We start from the raw sequence: 14,888 nt of genomic DNA, 5'->3' as shown, positions 1-14,888 counted from the left end.
CGATAAGAGGTCGGACTCCAAAATAAAAACGTTTTAAACTTCAGCAATCAACAAGTACTACTCATGGTTTGCCGAGCAACGAATGCGCTTTCACCGCGTTCGCCAGGGCCCCTGCCAGTCGCCCAAGCGGACGATCTTCGCGCTCCAGCAATACCACGCGCCTGGTTTTTTGAGGCATGCCGAACGGCTCGACGGCCAGTGTCGTCAGGCTTACGACTTGATGTTCGGAGAGTGGAATGATGGATACGCCCAGCCCGCTTGAGACCATCTGGATAATCGCATCCTGGCTATCCAATTCCATGCTGGTCTGCACGCGCAGCCGCATAGCACGAAGCTCTCGCTCAATGGTACGACCTGCCCAGGCGCGACGATCAAATCGAATGAATGGCTGGCTTTTGAGTAGAAGCTTCAAGTCCTCATGCGCGTGTGATGTTGGCGCGATGATCCAGAACCCTTCCTCGTAAAGTACGGTGCTTGCGAGGCCGTAAGGGTGTGGCTTCACCGGCTCCGTGGTGATCGCAACGTCAAGCTCGCCCGCCTCTACGCGCGTGGCCAACTCAGCGGACATTCCCGACGCAACAGTGATGCGCAGGTGAGGATGCTCAGCACGCATTGCCGACAACGCGAGGGGCAACACGCTCGCCAGCGCTGTATGAATGGCACCGATTCTGAGCCTGCCGCGCAACTCAGTGTCGCCTCCAATCTCGGAGGAGATCCCGTCGTATAAGGCTAGAATTTCTCGCGCGCGCTCAACGGCAATATGGCCTGCATCCGTCAGCACCGGCAACCGTCGTGAGCGGTCAAACAGGAGCGTATTGAAATCCTCCTCCAATGACCGAACATGAAGGCTGACCGCTGATTGGGTCAGGTGCACGGCGTCCGCTGCCCGAACAAAAGAACCGTATTGGGCAATGGCAAGCAGTGTTCGAAGCGCGCGTAATGACATGGCCATTCATCCTGCAAATTGATGGCCGAGCTTACCAGTTGGGCAGGCGCATGGTTTGGATGAAGCCTCGTTCCTGCCTGGTGATGGTCGCGCGCTTTATACCGGAGTGACCGTGGATTTCTAAGAGCGATAATGACTGAAGCTTTGCGGTTTCAGTCATTTAGCTAGACAGTCCGGCAGTGTGCTCACTGTCGCTCGTCTTTCGGACCGGGCTCATGTCACGACAAAACATTCGCCTGTACTCAGACGGCGAGGTGCCGAGCTGAACGCCGAATTGTTGCCTCAAGGATAAGGGGGTGCCAAACCCTGCTTCACCCGCCACACACTCAATGGGCAGGTCAGTCGTTTCCAACAGTTCCTGCGCCCTGACAACGCGCTGGGCATTCAACCATTTAGAGACGGTGCTGCCGGTAGCCTCCCTGAAGCGCCGAGTGAAAGTGCGCCGACTCATCTTTGCCCTGTCCGCCAGGACGTCGAGCGTCAGGTCACTGGACAGATTCATCCGAGCCCATTCCAGTACATCAGACAAATGCGTCTCTCTAGATAGGTGCGGCACAGGATATTCTATGTATTGAGCCTGTCCTCCCTGCCTATGTGGCGGTGTGACCAGCATTTTCGCGGTGCGATTCGCGGCCTCGGCTCCAAGTCGTTCGCGAACCAAATGAAGGCAACAATCAATTGCCGCCACGGTTCCTGCTGACGTCACGATATTCTCAGCGCTGACATAAAGCACTTCTGGCCTGAAACGAACATTTGGGAAGCGTCGCGCAAACTCGTCTCGAGCAGTCCAATGCGTGGTCGCTTCTTTGCCATCAAGTAGCCCGGCATCTCCAAGCACGAATGCGCCTAGACACAACCCAACGATGAGCTTTCCTTCGGAATTGGCGAGTTGAAGCGCTTTCACAAGTTCGGCAGATGCACAAACCGCTTGATCCCCCCACGCAGGGATGATGATCAGGTCAGATGCCGCCATCAATTCCAGGCCCTGAGTGACCTCTAAACCGAGGCCTTGATCGCTTGCCACCATTCCCGGCGTCTCTGCGCAGTATTTGATCTCGTAATGAGGTTCGCCAGGCGCGGACTGAGTTGCCCCCAACACCATCCCGGGTACAGAAAGATGGAACAGGCTTACGCCATCAAAAGCCAAGACAGCAACACGTATGGAATGCATCAGGTAGCCTCGGTTTGGCCCAATGGGCTTGTCGTTACGCTCGCAGGTATCTGGGCGCGCGCCCTCGGTTAAATGCTTGGCAGAGGCTGAATTGAGCTGTCGCCTCCCCCTCTTTCCGTTCTGGAAACGAAAAACTGATTGGCCCGATTATATCGAAATATGTCATTCAGGCCACTGTCAGCCTTGAAAGCATTCAGCAAGAATGAAGCCTTGAGGTACCAACTGGAGACTGAATTCATGAGTTTTAAAACGCTTCGCGTTGCACTAAGCATGGCTTGCGCAGCCGCGACCACGTCGGCATTCGCGGGCACAAATGCCCCAACGGCACCTGACGCGTCCCCTAAAATGGATCTACAGCAAGTTCGTAACGCGACGGCCAAAATCACCTACGGTGAAACGACATTCCTGATCGATCCGATGCTCGCCAAAAAGGGCGCTTACCCGGGATTTGAAAATACCTACCGCAGTAACCTTCGAAATCCATTGGTTGATCTGACCGAGTCACCTTCTGAGGTTATCGCCGGCGTCGACGCAGTGATCGTCACGCACACGCACCTTGATCACTGGGACGACGCCGCGCAAAAAGCCCTACCTAAAGACATCCCTTTATTCACTCAACATGAGGACGATGCGAAGCTGATTCGTTCACAAGGCTTCAAGAATGTGCGCGTCCTGGAAGGCGACGCTGAATTCGGCGGCGTCAGAATTACGAAAACCGGTGGTCAACATGGCACAGATGAAATGTATGCCGTGCCAGCCCTGGCAAAGCCGTTAGGTGAAGCCATGGGGGTGGTCTTTCAAGCGCCAGGCTACAAGACCCTTTACCTTGCCGGTGACACGGTCTGGCGTAAAGAGGTAGACCAGACCATTGAGAAGTATCACCCCGAAGTGATCGTACTGAATGCAGGCAAGGCAATGATGACCGGATATGAGGGGTCGATCATCATGGGTGAGGAAGATGTTCTACGCGCCGCTCAGGCTGCGAAATACGCGAAGATCGTCGCCGTACACATGGATGCAATCAATCACATGTCCCTGACTCGTCAAGAACTGCGCACCTATGTCAAGAAGCACGGTATTGAGAACCGTGTAGCGATTCCGGAAGACGGCGCTTCACTGGAGTTCTGATTTATTGGGCCCCAGTTGACGCTGGTTTACCGACGCAAACAGCTCGACCCAAGAAAATGTCATCACGTTGTTTCCTTACGGGTAACTGATCTCAAGCAGCAGTTGGATGCCCTTGATTCCGGGTGTCGACTAGACTCTAGGGCCCTTCGGGGCCCTTGATTTCAATTGTTTCCCAATAGACAAGGGGGGGCGTAAACCCCTACGGTAGATTTCGACTTACCAGGTCAAAGCGCTCAACGATCGGCATAATCGACTTCGAGAGGATCTTAATGCCGCAAAATCCAGAATAATTTAAAGGGATCAATACCAATCATGAAAGATGCCACCATCGCACTGCACCATGGCTTCACGTCGGACCCGACCACCAAGGCTGTCGCAGTGCCTATCTATCAGAATGTTGCCTTCGAATTCGATAACGCCCAACACGGCGCCGACCTTTTCAACCTGGACGTGCCGGGCAACATTTACACCAGAATCATGAACCCCACCAATGATGTGCTGGAACAAAGGATGGCCGCCCTCGAAGGCGGCGTGGCAGGGCTGGCCGTATCGGCCGGCAGCGCGGCAATCCATTATGCGATCCAAACGTTAACCCGCGCAGGTGACAATATCGTCACCACTCCACAGCTCTATGGCGGCACCTACACTCTCTTCGCACACCTGTTGCCAAGCTTTGGCGTGGATGTGCGTTTTGCCCGAGATGACTCTGCCGAGGCTATCGCCGAACTGATCGACGACAACACCAAGCTGGTGTACTGCGAAAGCATCGGCAACCCGGCGGGTAACATCATTGATCTCGAAGCCTTGGCTGAAGCTGCTCACACCCGCGGCGTACCGCTGATGGTCGATAACACGGTGGCTACGCCTATCCTGTGCAAACCGATTCAGTTTGGGGCGGATATTGTTGTGCATTCCGTGACCAAGTACGTCGGCGGGCATGGCAACTCCCTAGGCGGTGTGATCATCGACAGCGGCAACTTCCCCTGGACCCAATACCCGGAAAAATTTCCCAGCCTCAACCAGCCCGAGCCGGCGTACCATGACGTGATTTATACTGAGAAGTTCGGGCCCGCCGCCTTCATCGCGCGCGCACGCACAGTGCCATTGCGCAACACCGGCGCGGCACTGGCACCCATGAACGCGTTCCTGCTGCTGCAAGGCCTGGAAACGCTCGCGCTGCGCATGGAGCGTCACACCGACAACGCCCTGAAAGTTGCGCAATTCCTGCAGAGCCATGCTGAAGTGGAATGGGTCAGCTACGCCGGCCTCCCGGACCATCCTCATCACGCACTGGCACAAAAATACATGCAGGGTAAACCGTCGGCGATCCTATCGTTTGGTTTGAAGGGCGGCTATGACGCAGGCGTGCGCTTCTATGATGCTCTGCAAATCTTCAAGCGACTGGTCAATATCGGTGACGCCAAGTCTCTTGCCTGCCATCCGGCTTCCACTACCCATCGGCAAATGAACCAGCAGGAACAAGCAAAGGCTGGCGTGAAGCCCGAAATGATTCGTCTGTCGGTAGGAATTGAGGCGATTGAGGACTTGATCGCTGATTTGCACCAAGCCCTGGGGCCAACTCAACGTCGAGGCTAGTCGTCGCCTCGACGATACGCGTTCCTGAGCATCACGAAGGCATCCGAAAATCCGGTTCGAGCGTCCTGACGCTTACGGCCGGATCTGGGTTTCAACTGCAACCTCGTGACAAAGCAATCGAGTGCGGAAATTCGGGAGCATAGCCAGGAAAGTCGTACAACCCAGGTTGAAAGATCAGGCGACGGGAACAGCCATTTACTCAATTTTTGATGAAATCGGGTCGCCTGTAATTGAATCCGGGATGAACTAATCGCGTGGTTTTGAGCAGGCCGATTTTAAGAAATGGTGAACACAAAAAAAGCGACCCTGAGGTCGCTTTTTTTGTGTTTCGATGTAGTTCAGAAGAACTACAAAGAACAATATTTGGAGCGGGAAACGAGACTCGAACTCGCGACCCCGACCTTGGCAAGGTCGTGCTCTACCAACTGAGCTATTCCCGCGTCTTGGTGTGGCGCATTCTATAGATTCAGATTACGCCGTCAACCCTTTGATTCAAAAAAGTTTTATTTCGGCTCCACATCCGTCCGCAGATGCGGCCAGGCGGCGCGCAGGTATTGGACCATCGACCACAGCGTAAGCCCTGCGGAAACCAGCAACAGCGCATAGCCCAACAGCACCCAGAAACTGAAATCCGAAGGGTTGGCCAGCAGGATCACCAGGGCGAGCATCTGCGCGGCGGTTTTCCATTTGCCGAGGTTCGACACCGCGACCTGGGCGCGGGCGCCCAGTTCGGCCATCCATTCACGGAGCGCCGAGACGACGATTTCGCGGCCGATGATCACCGCCGCCGGCAAGGTCAGCCAGAGGTTGCCGTGCTCTTGCACCAGCAGCACCAGGGCCACCGCGACCATCAGCTTGTCGGCCACCGGGTCGAGGAAGGCACCGAACGGCGTGCTCTGCTCCAGCCGCCGGGCCAGGTAACCATCCAGCCAGTCCGTCGCGGCGGCGAAGGCGAAGACCGAGGCGGAGGCCACGTAGCTCCAGTGGTACGGCAAATAGAACAGCAAAATGAAGATCGGAATGAGCAGGACGCGTAGAACGGTAATCAGATTTGGGATATTCATCGGCACAACTGGCTGCGAGGTTGACGGGCATTCTACTCGCTGTGCAGGTTTGCATAAATCGACTCAGCGAGCTTTTTACTGATACCGGGTGCTTTGGCTATCTCCTCGATGCTGGCACGAGACAGTTCCTGCAATCCACCAAAATGTTTCAACAAGTCGCGACGGCGCGTTGGACCGACGCCTGCCACACCTTCCAGTGTAGACGTACGGCGCGTCTTGCCGCGACGGGCACGGTGTCCGGTGATGGCGAAACGGTGGGCTTCGTCGCGGATCTGCTGGATCAGGTGCAGCGCCGGCGAATCGCCCTTGAGGGTGAATTCATGGGCGGCATCGTTGAGATACAAGGTCTCGAAACCGGCCTTGCGCGTCGCGCCCTTGGCCACGCCCAGCAGGATCAGGTCGGGCACCATCAGTTCATTGAGCACATCGCGGGCCATGGACAACTGGCCCTTGCCGCCGTCCACCAGCAAGATGTCCGGCAACTTGCCCTCCCCGTCCTTGAGCTTGCCGAAGCGCCGCATCAACGCCTGGTGCATCGCCGCATAGTCATCGCCCGGCGTGACGCCTTCGATGTTGTAGCGGCGGTAATCGGACTTGATCGGGCCCTCCGGACCAAACACCACGCAGGACGCCACGGTCGCCTCGCCACTGGAATGGCTGATGTCGTAGCACTCCAGTCGCTGGGGCGGCTCGTCCAGGTTGAGGACATCGGCCAGGGCATCGAACCGCGCCGCCACGTGCTGCCGGTTGGCCAGGCGCGCGCCCAAGGCCTGCTCGGCGTTGGTCACGGCCAGTTGCTGCCAACGGGCACGGGTGCCGCGAACGCGATGGCTGATGGTCAGTTCACGACCGCGAAGCTTGTCGATGGCTTCGATCAGGGCCGGGAAATCCTCATGGACCACATTGACGATCAACTCGGCAGGCAAGTCGCGTTCCGGGCTGCTGATGTAGTACTGGCCCAGGAAAGCGGCCATGACCTCGGCCACGTCTTCCTCGATACCCACTTGCGGGAAGAAGTTCTTGCTGCCCAGCACGCGACCGCCCCGCACGCTGATCAAATGCACGCAGGCGCCGCCCGGGTTGATGAACGCGGCGATCACATCCACATCGCCGCTGCCACCTTCCATGCTTTGCTGGTCCTGCACGCGGCGCAGCAGGCCGATCTGATCGCGCAGTTCCGCGGCCCGTTCGAACTCAAGGTTGACCGCCGCCTCCTCCATGGCCGCCGACAGTTCATCGGTCAGCGCATTGCTGCGGCCTTCCAGGAACATCACCGAGTGACGCACGTCCTCGGCGTAGACCTGCGGCTCGACAAACCCCACGCACGGCGCCTTGCAGCGCTTGATCTGGTATTGCAGGCAGGGCCGGGTGCGGTTCTTGTAGTAGCTGTCTTCACACTGGCGAACGAAAAACGTCTTCTGCAACAGGCTGAGGCTTTCACGAATCGCCCCGGCGCTGGGATACGGGCCGAAATAGCGACCCTTGGCCTTTTTCGCGCCCCGATGAATGCTCAGACGCGGAAAGGCCCCATCGGACAAAAACACGTAGGGGTAGGATTTGTCGTCGCGCAGCAGGATGTTGTAAGGCGGGCGCCATTCCTTGATCAGCGTCTGCTCGAGCAGCAGCGCCTCGGTTTCATTGGCGGTGATCGTCGTTTCGATTTGCGCGATGCGCCCCACCAGGGCGGCGGTCTTCGGCGCGAGGCCGGTCTTGCGAAAGTAACTGGCCAGGCGCTTCTTGAGGTTCTTGGCCTTGCCGACGTAAAGCAGGCGCGCCTCACTGTCGAACATGCGGTACACGCCGGGGCGACCGCTGCAAGTGGAGAGGAACGCGCTGGGATCAAACAATTCAGTCATGTTCAGGCGCTGGCATCGACCATGCCGTGGCGCACCGCCAAAAGTGTCAATTCGACGTCACTGCTGATCGAAAGCTTCTCGAAGATACGGTAACGGTAGGTGTTGACGGTCTTAGGCGACAGGCACAGCTTGTCGGAGATGATCTGCACCTTCTGGCAACCGACAATCATCAGGGCAATCTGGATTTCCCGCTCCGACAGTGCGTCGAAGGGCGAATCGTTGGTTGGCTGGAACGACTTGATCGCCAATTGCTGGGCGATTTGCGGGCTGATGTAGCGTTGCCCGGCAAAAACCAGACGAATGGCCTGGACCATCTCGTTCAAGCCAGCGCCCTTGGTGAGGTAGCCCGCCGCGCCCGCCTGCAACAGCCGGGTGGGGAATGGGTCCTCTTCACAGACGGTCACCGCGACCACCTTGATGTCCGGATGACTGCGCAGCAGCTTGCGCGTGGCTTCCAGGCCGCCGATGCCGGGCATCTTGACGTCCATCAGCACCACGTCGGGCTTCAATTCACGCGCCTTGATCAGGGACTCTTCCCCGGATTCAGCCTGGCCAACTACCTGCAGGCCATCGATGTCAGCCAGCATTCGTGTAATGCCCGTACGGACGAGATCATGGTCATCGACCACTAACACCCTAATCAAGCAGACACCTCACGATTTGGTCTTATTTGGGTTGCACGACACCTTAGCAAAAAAGCATCCCGCAGACCTAGCGCAAAGGGACAGATAAAAGTTACAACGCATCTTTATCGGCACGGTATCCGAGGCTTCAAGCACCAGCGTCTCGCTGCATTCTCAGGAAACACTCGTCCTCGCCGACGACCCGCAGGCCCATGCGTTCGTACAACGCCCTGGCCGGATTATCCTTGAATACCGTCAGGCGCAGCGCCGGCCGACGCTCCAGCCCCACCAAGCCCCAAACCTGTCCGATCGCCCAGGTGCCGGCGCCCTGTCCGCGAAACGCCTGGTCAATCTGCAATTCGCGAATGTACAACGCCCGGGCATCACGGCTGAGGCTGACAAACCCCAGCGCCTGGCCTGCCCGGCTGATGATCCAGTTCTGGCGAATGATCCAGGCCAGGTCGAACGCTTCGTCCTGCCAGAGCAAATCATGCCTGAGGTAATAAGCAAGCATGTTGTCGCAGGTCAGTTGCCGGGCGAAGTCGATATCCCCGTTCGTTGCGGCACGCCATTCGAAACTCATCAATACCTCGTTAAAGCACTGCCACCGGCATGACTTGCCCGGCCCAACCGTTGGCATCGCGGCGAACAATCACCAACCACTCGCCCGTGCCCGGTGCTGCCACGAGCAGCGAACCGTCCGGCCCCCAAATGGCGCTGCGGCCAGCCGATTCCCAACCGCCCGTGATGCCGCCATGATTCGCCATCAGCACGGTCATGGCGTGATGCCGGGCATAGCCTTGCAACAACGTCGTATCCGGCACGTAGCCGCCCTCGGTGATCAACACTCCCGCGGCATACAGCGTCGCGCCCTGCCCGGCTGCCGCGGCCGCATGGCTGGCATGGGAAAAATCGGCACACACCGCCAGTGCGATGCGATCCTGCCCCATCGTCAGCATCGAGCCACCATGGCCTGGGGCGAAGGCGACTTCTTCCCCCGGGTGCAGGTGCTGCTTGCTGTACACCCCAAGGGAACCGTCGGCGCCGAGCACCAGCGCGCCGATCAACACCGGGCCGTCCGTCGACAGCCGAATCGGCATGCCCACCACGGTGGTCAGACCGAGCGCTTGCGCCAAATCACGCAGCGGTTGCAGTACGGCATCCTCCGGCAGAACCGCCAGATCTGCCGCCAGGCCACGTTCGTAACCGGTGAGCGACAACTCAGGAAAGACCAGCAACTGCACCCCCTGTTCAGCGGCGGCCTGCATGAAACGCTGATGGCTCGCGAGGTTGGCGCGAGTGTCCCCCGCAATGGAAATCGACTGGGCGGCGGCGAAGGTTGGAACGGTCATGGTTCATCCCTGGAAGGCGGTGCAAACCTGAAGTGTGTCATAAAGCCCTGCGGACTCAAGCCAGGACGAACACTTACATGTCCTCGATAGAATTTTCTGATTGAACCGGCGCCCCGCCCTCTAGTAAGCTCAGGGCCATTCATCGGAGACAGACCATGTTCAACGCCCTCTCACCGCTTAAAATCGCCAGCGCCCCGCGCTCGGTTGCGGCTGCCCGGGCGAACAGCGTTCAAACTCCGGTCAGCTTTTATTTTGGGTATTGGTTTAGCCACTGGCGCGCCTGATACCCAACCGGCGCCCACTTTAAACGGGTCGCCTTCCAGAGTTTTCCAAACCCCCGGTCGGCCTCCCGACCGGGGGTTTTGTTTTTTCGGCTCCAAACATTTTCAGAACCAGACAACTTGAGGATTGAACCATGAACTACGCCACTTATTACCGTTACGACAGTTTTTCCGCCTGGCGATTTACCAGCCACCGTTCGGGACAGCCTGCCGCCTCCGATCGGTCACCTACCGGTGGCAAGCCTCAATTGCGGGCCCATACGGCCAATTGTCGAACACCCCACTAGGACCGGCGCGCGGGAACGAACCCGCCACCCGTCCAGGAAGCCAAATCATGAATTCGTCCGTCTCCGCTTTGCCGCTGTCCACGCTCAATCCTGCCAACGAAGCCCTGACCCTGCGTCTGCCCAGCTCGTTGCAACTCAAGCAGCAATTGCCGCTCAGCACCGCGTTGAGCCACCAAGTGAGCGCCCATCGCCAGGCCATCCGCGCGATCCTCGACGGTGAAGATGCCCGCCTGCTGGTCATCGTCGGCCCCTGCTCGATCCACGATCCGAAATCCGCCCTCGAATACGCCGCCAACCTGGCTCGCCTGGCCCACGAAGTGAGCGACAGCATGCTACTGGTCATGCGCGCCTACGTGGAAAAGCCCCGCACGACCGTCGGTTGGAAAGGCCTGGCCTACGACCCTGGCCTGGACGGCAGCGATGACATGGCCGCCGGCCTGACCTTGTCCCGGGCGCTGATGCGCGACGTACTCCAGTTGGGCCTGCCCGTCGCCACCGAACTGCTGCAACCCATGGCCGCCCATTACTTCGATGACCTGCTCAGTTGGGTCGCCATTGGCGCGCGCACCACCGAATCGCAGATCCACCGGGAAATGGCCAGCGGCCTGGGCATGCCGGTAGGGTTCAAGAACGGCACGGACGGCGGAGTCGGCATCGCCTGCGACGCCATGCGCTCTGCCGCCCACCCCCATCGGCATTTCGGCGTCGACAGCCAGGGGCATCCGGCGATCATCCAGACGCCGGGCAACCCCGACACCCACCTGGTGCTGCGCGGCGGCCATCGTGGGCCGAACTATGACCGCCAGAGCGTCACGCAGATACACCACGACCTGACCCGCCTGAAAATACCGGCGCGCATCATGGTGGATTGCAGCCACGCCAACAGCGGCAAAGACCCGTTGCGCCAGCCCCAGGTGTTCAATGACGTGCTGGAACAACGACTGCAAGGGAACCGTTCACTGATCGGCATGATGCTCGAAAGCCACCTGTTCGAAGGCTGCCAGCCGCTGGGCCCATCGATGCGCTACGGCGTCTCGGTCACCGATGGTTGCCTGGGCTGGGAGTCCACCGAGCAGCTATTGCGTGAGGCTCATCGCAAGCTGCATATAGGCACTGACTGACCTGACGCCATCGCGAGCAAGCTCGCTCCCACAGGACTCTGCGGTGTACCAGGATTTCAGGTACACCACCGCCCCCCCTGTGGGAGCGAGCTTGCTCGCGATAGCGGTATGTCAGGCGACATTGATGTTGACTGATACGACGCCATCGCGAGCAGGCTCGCTCCCACAGTTTTTGTCCCCGGGTGCTGCTGGCTATGTGCAGCGATTGCTCAGGCCAGCTCCACTTCCCTGGGCTTTACCGTCGGCGCCACTTCGAAGCGATCCGCCAGGAACGGCGTGATGTCCAGTGGCAGGGGTTCGTTGTTCACCAGTTTATCCAGCAGCACCCCGGTGATGGCCGAGGTCAGGATGCCGGTGCGAAAATGCCCGCAGGCGTTGAGGTAGCCCGCCACTCCGCGCATCGGCCCCAAGATCGGCAACTCATCGGGCGAACCCGGACGCAGGCCGGCCCAGGTTCGTTTCAGATTGATGTCGATCAACTGCGGGATACAGCGCACCGCGCCTTGCACCAGCCCTTCGATCTCCGGATATGTCGTGGTCACGTCGAAGCCTTTGTCTTCCGTGGTGCTGCCAATCAGGATTTCGCCGTTGTCTTTCTGCGCCACATAGCAGTCGCTGGTGGTCAGGCAGCCGTTGAGGATTTTCGGCATGCGCTCGGTCAGCAGGATCTGGCCCTTGACCGGCTTGACCGGAATCCGCACGCCAGTGGCCTGCTCGCTCAGGTCCGCGGCCCAGGCACCGGCGGCGTTGATCAGGGTTCGGCAGTTGAACGTCCCCGCCTCGGCGGTTTGCACCCCGGTCACCCGCGTGCCGTTGCGCAGCACCTCGGTCACATGGGTGTTGAAGAACAGGTCGACGCCGTTCTGCCGGGCGCCTTCGGTGTAGGCGTCGGCCAGGCGAAACGGACTGACCTGGTGATCGCAGAGAAATTCCAGCGCGCCCAGGGCCTCATGGCTGACATTCGGCTCTGCCGCGCGCAGGGCCGCCTGGTCGAGCCAGCGCACCTGGTCGGCCAGGTGGGGAATGCAGGCGACGATGTGCTCAGCGTACGAACGGTCTTCTTCGTCGTAGATCACGAACTTGAGCCCGGTCTCCTCGAACTTGAAATCCATGCCGTGACGGTCGATCAATTCGCGGTGCAACTGCGGATACATTGCGTTGGACTGCAAGGCGAAATCGAAGAACGACTGGGGCAGGATGTGCGGGGTGCTGGCATCCACCGCCACAGCGGCGCCCTGGGTCTGGCGCTTGCGGTTGGCCGACATCATGCGAAAGAAGATCACCCCGCATCCCAGGCCCACCGACTCACCGATGGCCCACAGCCCACCCGCCGAAGCGCGGGTCGCGTTGCCGGGGCGCTTGGCGTCGATCAAGGCGATCTTCAGGTGTTTGCGCTTGGACAGTTGATAGGCGCACGAAGCCCCGATCACACCACCTCCGGCGATAACTACGTCATAGTCCTTAATCATGGGAAACGGCCTCCGTGGCGACGTTCTGGAACGCTGAAAAGGGAATCGGATCGATGGGAAAACGTGGCCTCAGCCAACCGACGTCGGTGCGACCGGTGGCTTCGCGCAAGCGGTCGCTGCAATAGCCAACGCACATTCGCCCCTGGCAATCGCCCATGCTCACGCGGGTGCGCATCTTCAGGTTGGCCATGTCCTGCACGCCTTGCGCCAGCGCCCGGTCGATGTCGGCGCGGGTGGCGTGTTCGCAGCGGCAGATCACCGTGTCGGCGGCCGGCAAGGCGGTTTGTCCGGCGCCACGCTGGGTGTAGCGATCCACGGCGGCGCGAAAGCGAATGATCCGCTGCAATTGCGCCTGGTAGCGTTCCCGTTGGGCCAGGGCCTCGGACGGATCGAGTACGTTGCGTTGCATCAGGATCGACAGCGCTGCGATGCGCCCACTGAGCATGGCCGCTTCACCGCCACGAATCCCGCCCATGTCGCCGGCCAGGTGAATGTGCGCTTCGCTGCTTTGCTGCCAGGCATCGGACACCGCCCGCAAATAGCCGTCCTCGCTGAAACCGTGCTCCAGGCCCATCTGCTGGCTCAATTGAGTCCGCGGGATAAAGCCGTAGCCGACCGCCAGGGTCTGGGCCGGCACCTGTTCGACGCGTTTGAGGTCGGGTTCCCAGGTCGTGGAGTAAGGCGCAACGGTGACGTGGCTCAACTCGCCCTCGCCGTCAGCCTGTACCACGCCCCAGCCATAGCGCACGGGAATGCGATTGAGCTTGAGGTAGGCCAACATGCTCAGGCCATCGAGGAACAGCTGCGGCTTGTTCAGCAACGCCAGGCTTTCCTTGGCGATCCGGCCGAACGCGCAGGCTTCGAAGACCCCCGCCACCGCCACGCCCGCAGCGTGCAGTTGGCAGGCTACCAGCGGCAGCAACGGGCCGGTGCCGGCGATCACCACCGGGCTTGGCGGCCTGACCACGCCGCTCTTGATCTGCAATTGCAGGCCGCCAAGCATCATCACCCCCGGCAACGTCCAGCCAGGAAACGGCACGCTGCGTTCATGACAACCGGCCGCCAGGACCAAATGGGAATAAACGACCTCCCCCAGACGCTCGTCGGCACCCAGCAGCATCAGCGCCCGGAAGCCTTCGGCGCCGATGACCCGGCTGCTTAATCGCACGTCGATCAAGGCGGCGTGTTGCTGGAATTCACCGTGGAGTTTCTCCAGGGCGTCACTGTAGCGCGACCCCAGGTAGTCGAGGCTGACGCCATCGCGCAGCGGCCCGCGATACACGACGCCACCGAGGCGCGGCGCTTCTTCGAGCAGTGTGCAACGAACCCCGTGGGAGGCCAGCTCGATGGCCGTTGCCATGCCCGCCGGCCCACCGCCGACAATCACCGGATCCAGGCTCATGGCGCCTCCGTCTCGGTGATGCGGTTGACCCGGGTTTCGATCTGCATGCCAGGGCGCACCAGGGTCTGGCAGGCACGGCGCTTGTGGCGACCGTCGATCTTGACCAGGCAGCACTGGCACACACCCATGCCGCAGTAGGCGCCGCTGACCTGGTCGTGGTCGTTGCGGGCGACCTGGCGTTGCCCCAGGGACTGGATGACGGTAAGGACGGTTTCCCCGCGGGCGGCGTTGACGACTTGCCCGTCCAGGCGCACCGTCATGTCGGCGCGGGTCAACGGCTGGATATCGAATGTTCGGCGTAGAACGTCTTGAGGTTGCATCATGCTGCTCTTCCTTGAAGGTTCAGTGAAGTTTCGGCTCCTTGCGGCACACATTCACCGGTTCGCGTCGGCACCCGGCAACAGCGCACCGAAGCGGGGCAACAGACGCGACATGATAGTGCGCACGAAATTCATGTTAGGGATTATTTGTGACCAAGTGTTGATCCAGGCCAGCGAATCGGTGTGCCGGTCCATGAACTTTTTTTCAGGAAGCCGACAGCTGATTTTTGGCAGAATGCTGCGCAATCGCTCCAATTTCTCTACAGGGTACC

The 14,888-nt window shown here is 59.7% G+C and carries 13 protein-coding genes and 1 tRNA gene; 3 read left to right on the top strand and 11 right to left on the bottom strand.

Going from position 1 to position 14,888, the window contains the following annotated elements:
- Positions 1–61 precede the first annotated feature (61 nt).
- Both ACLH0I_RS12455 and ACLH0I_RS12450 read right to left on the bottom strand, forming a co-directional pair.
- Positions 62–946, bottom strand: coding sequence for a LysR family transcriptional regulator (locus ACLH0I_RS12455; RefSeq protein WP_095962578.1), 885 nt, complete (start codon positions 944–946; stop codon positions 62–64).
- A gap of 160 nt (positions 947–1,106) precedes the next feature.
- Positions 1,107–2,117 (bottom strand): GlxA family transcriptional regulator, encoded by a 1,011-nt coding sequence (locus tag ACLH0I_RS12450; RefSeq protein ID WP_095962577.1) that lies wholly within the window; start codon positions 2,115–2,117, stop codon positions 1,107–1,109.
- Positions 2,118–2,354: 237 nt separating this feature from the next.
- Here ACLH0I_RS12450 and ACLH0I_RS12445 point away from each other — a divergent pair, with 237 nt between their 5' ends.
- A complete protein-coding gene (locus tag ACLH0I_RS12445; RefSeq protein ID WP_095962609.1) occupies positions 2,355–3,245 on the top strand; it encodes an MBL fold metallo-hydrolase in 891 nt (296 codons plus the stop codon).
- 312 nt (positions 3,246–3,557) lie between these two features.
- Positions 3,558–4,841, top strand: a complete 1,284-nt coding sequence (locus ACLH0I_RS12440; protein WP_043042093.1) for an O-acetylhomoserine aminocarboxypropyltransferase/cysteine synthase family protein — start codon at positions 3,558–3,560, stop codon at positions 4,839–4,841.
- 364 nt (positions 4,842–5,205) lie between these two features.
- Here the strand turns inward: ACLH0I_RS12440 and ACLH0I_RS12435 are convergent.
- The 6 genes from ACLH0I_RS12435 to ACLH0I_RS12410 form a co-directional block, all read right to left on the bottom strand.
- Positions 5,206–5,281 (bottom strand) — tRNA-Gly (locus ACLH0I_RS12435).
- Between the two features lie 63 nt (positions 5,282–5,344).
- Positions 5,345–5,905, bottom strand: coding sequence for a CDP-diacylglycerol--glycerol-3-phosphate 3-phosphatidyltransferase (gene pgsA, locus ACLH0I_RS12430; RefSeq protein WP_018608070.1), 561 nt, complete (start codon positions 5,903–5,905; stop codon positions 5,345–5,347).
- A 32-nt stretch (positions 5,906–5,937) separates the two neighbouring features.
- Positions 5,938–7,761: an excinuclease ABC subunit UvrC gene (gene uvrC, locus ACLH0I_RS12425; RefSeq protein WP_411387222.1), complete on the bottom strand. Its 1,824-nt coding sequence runs from the start codon at positions 7,759–7,761 to the stop codon at positions 5,938–5,940.
- Between the two features lie 2 nt (positions 7,762–7,763).
- The gene (uvrY, locus tag ACLH0I_RS12420) at positions 7,764–8,405 is read right to left on the bottom strand and encodes a UvrY/SirA/GacA family response regulator transcription factor (protein ID WP_003200277.1); all 642 of its coding nucleotides are present in this window, start codon (positions 8,403–8,405) and stop codon (positions 7,764–7,766) included.
- A 127-nt stretch (positions 8,406–8,532) separates the two neighbouring features.
- Positions 8,533–8,967 carry a GNAT family N-acetyltransferase gene (locus tag ACLH0I_RS12415; protein WP_411387221.1) on the bottom strand — a complete coding sequence of 145 codons (435 nt, stop codon included), beginning with the start codon at positions 8,965–8,967 and terminating at the stop codon, positions 8,533–8,535.
- Between the two features lie 10 nt (positions 8,968–8,977).
- Entirely contained in the window at positions 8,978–9,736 is a 759-nt protein-coding gene (locus ACLH0I_RS12410) for a carbon-nitrogen hydrolase family protein (protein WP_411387220.1), read from the bottom strand.
- Positions 9,737–10,351: 615 nt separating this feature from the next.
- Between ACLH0I_RS12410 and ACLH0I_RS12405 the strand changes: the two genes are divergently transcribed.
- On the top strand, positions 10,352–11,425 hold the full coding sequence (locus tag ACLH0I_RS12405) for a 3-deoxy-7-phosphoheptulonate synthase (RefSeq protein ID WP_411387219.1): 1,074 nt from the start codon (positions 10,352–10,354) through the stop codon (positions 11,423–11,425).
- 209 nt (positions 11,426–11,634) lie between these two features.
- Here ACLH0I_RS12405 and hcnC read toward each other — a convergent pair whose 3' ends face one another.
- The 3 genes from hcnC to hcnA are packed head-to-tail and all read right to left on the bottom strand — an operon-like array spanning position 11,635 to position 14,616.
- Positions 11,635–12,894, bottom strand: a complete 1,260-nt coding sequence (gene hcnC, locus ACLH0I_RS12400; protein ID WP_250961655.1) for a cyanide-forming glycine dehydrogenase subunit HcnC — start codon at positions 12,892–12,894, stop codon at positions 11,635–11,637.
- Entirely contained in the window at positions 12,887–14,296 is a 1,410-nt protein-coding gene (hcnB, locus tag ACLH0I_RS12395; RefSeq protein WP_411387218.1) for a cyanide-forming glycine dehydrogenase subunit HcnB, read from the bottom strand. The genes hcnC and hcnB overlap by 8 nt, the downstream gene beginning before the upstream one ends.
- Positions 14,293–14,616 (bottom strand): cyanide-forming glycine dehydrogenase subunit HcnA, encoded by a 324-nt coding sequence (gene hcnA, locus ACLH0I_RS12390; RefSeq protein WP_411387494.1) that lies wholly within the window; start codon positions 14,614–14,616, stop codon positions 14,293–14,295. Before hcnA ends, hcnB begins: the two co-directional genes overlap by 4 nt.
- Positions 14,617–14,888 lie beyond the last annotated feature (272 nt).

This window comes from Pseudomonas sp. MPB03 (genome assembly GCF_046605385.1).
Classification (GTDB): Bacteria; Pseudomonadota; Gammaproteobacteria; order Pseudomonadales; family Pseudomonadaceae; genus Aquipseudomonas; species Aquipseudomonas zanjanensis.
Note: the sequence above shows the minus strand (reverse complement) of the source record. Positions and strands in the feature narration are given on the sequence as shown.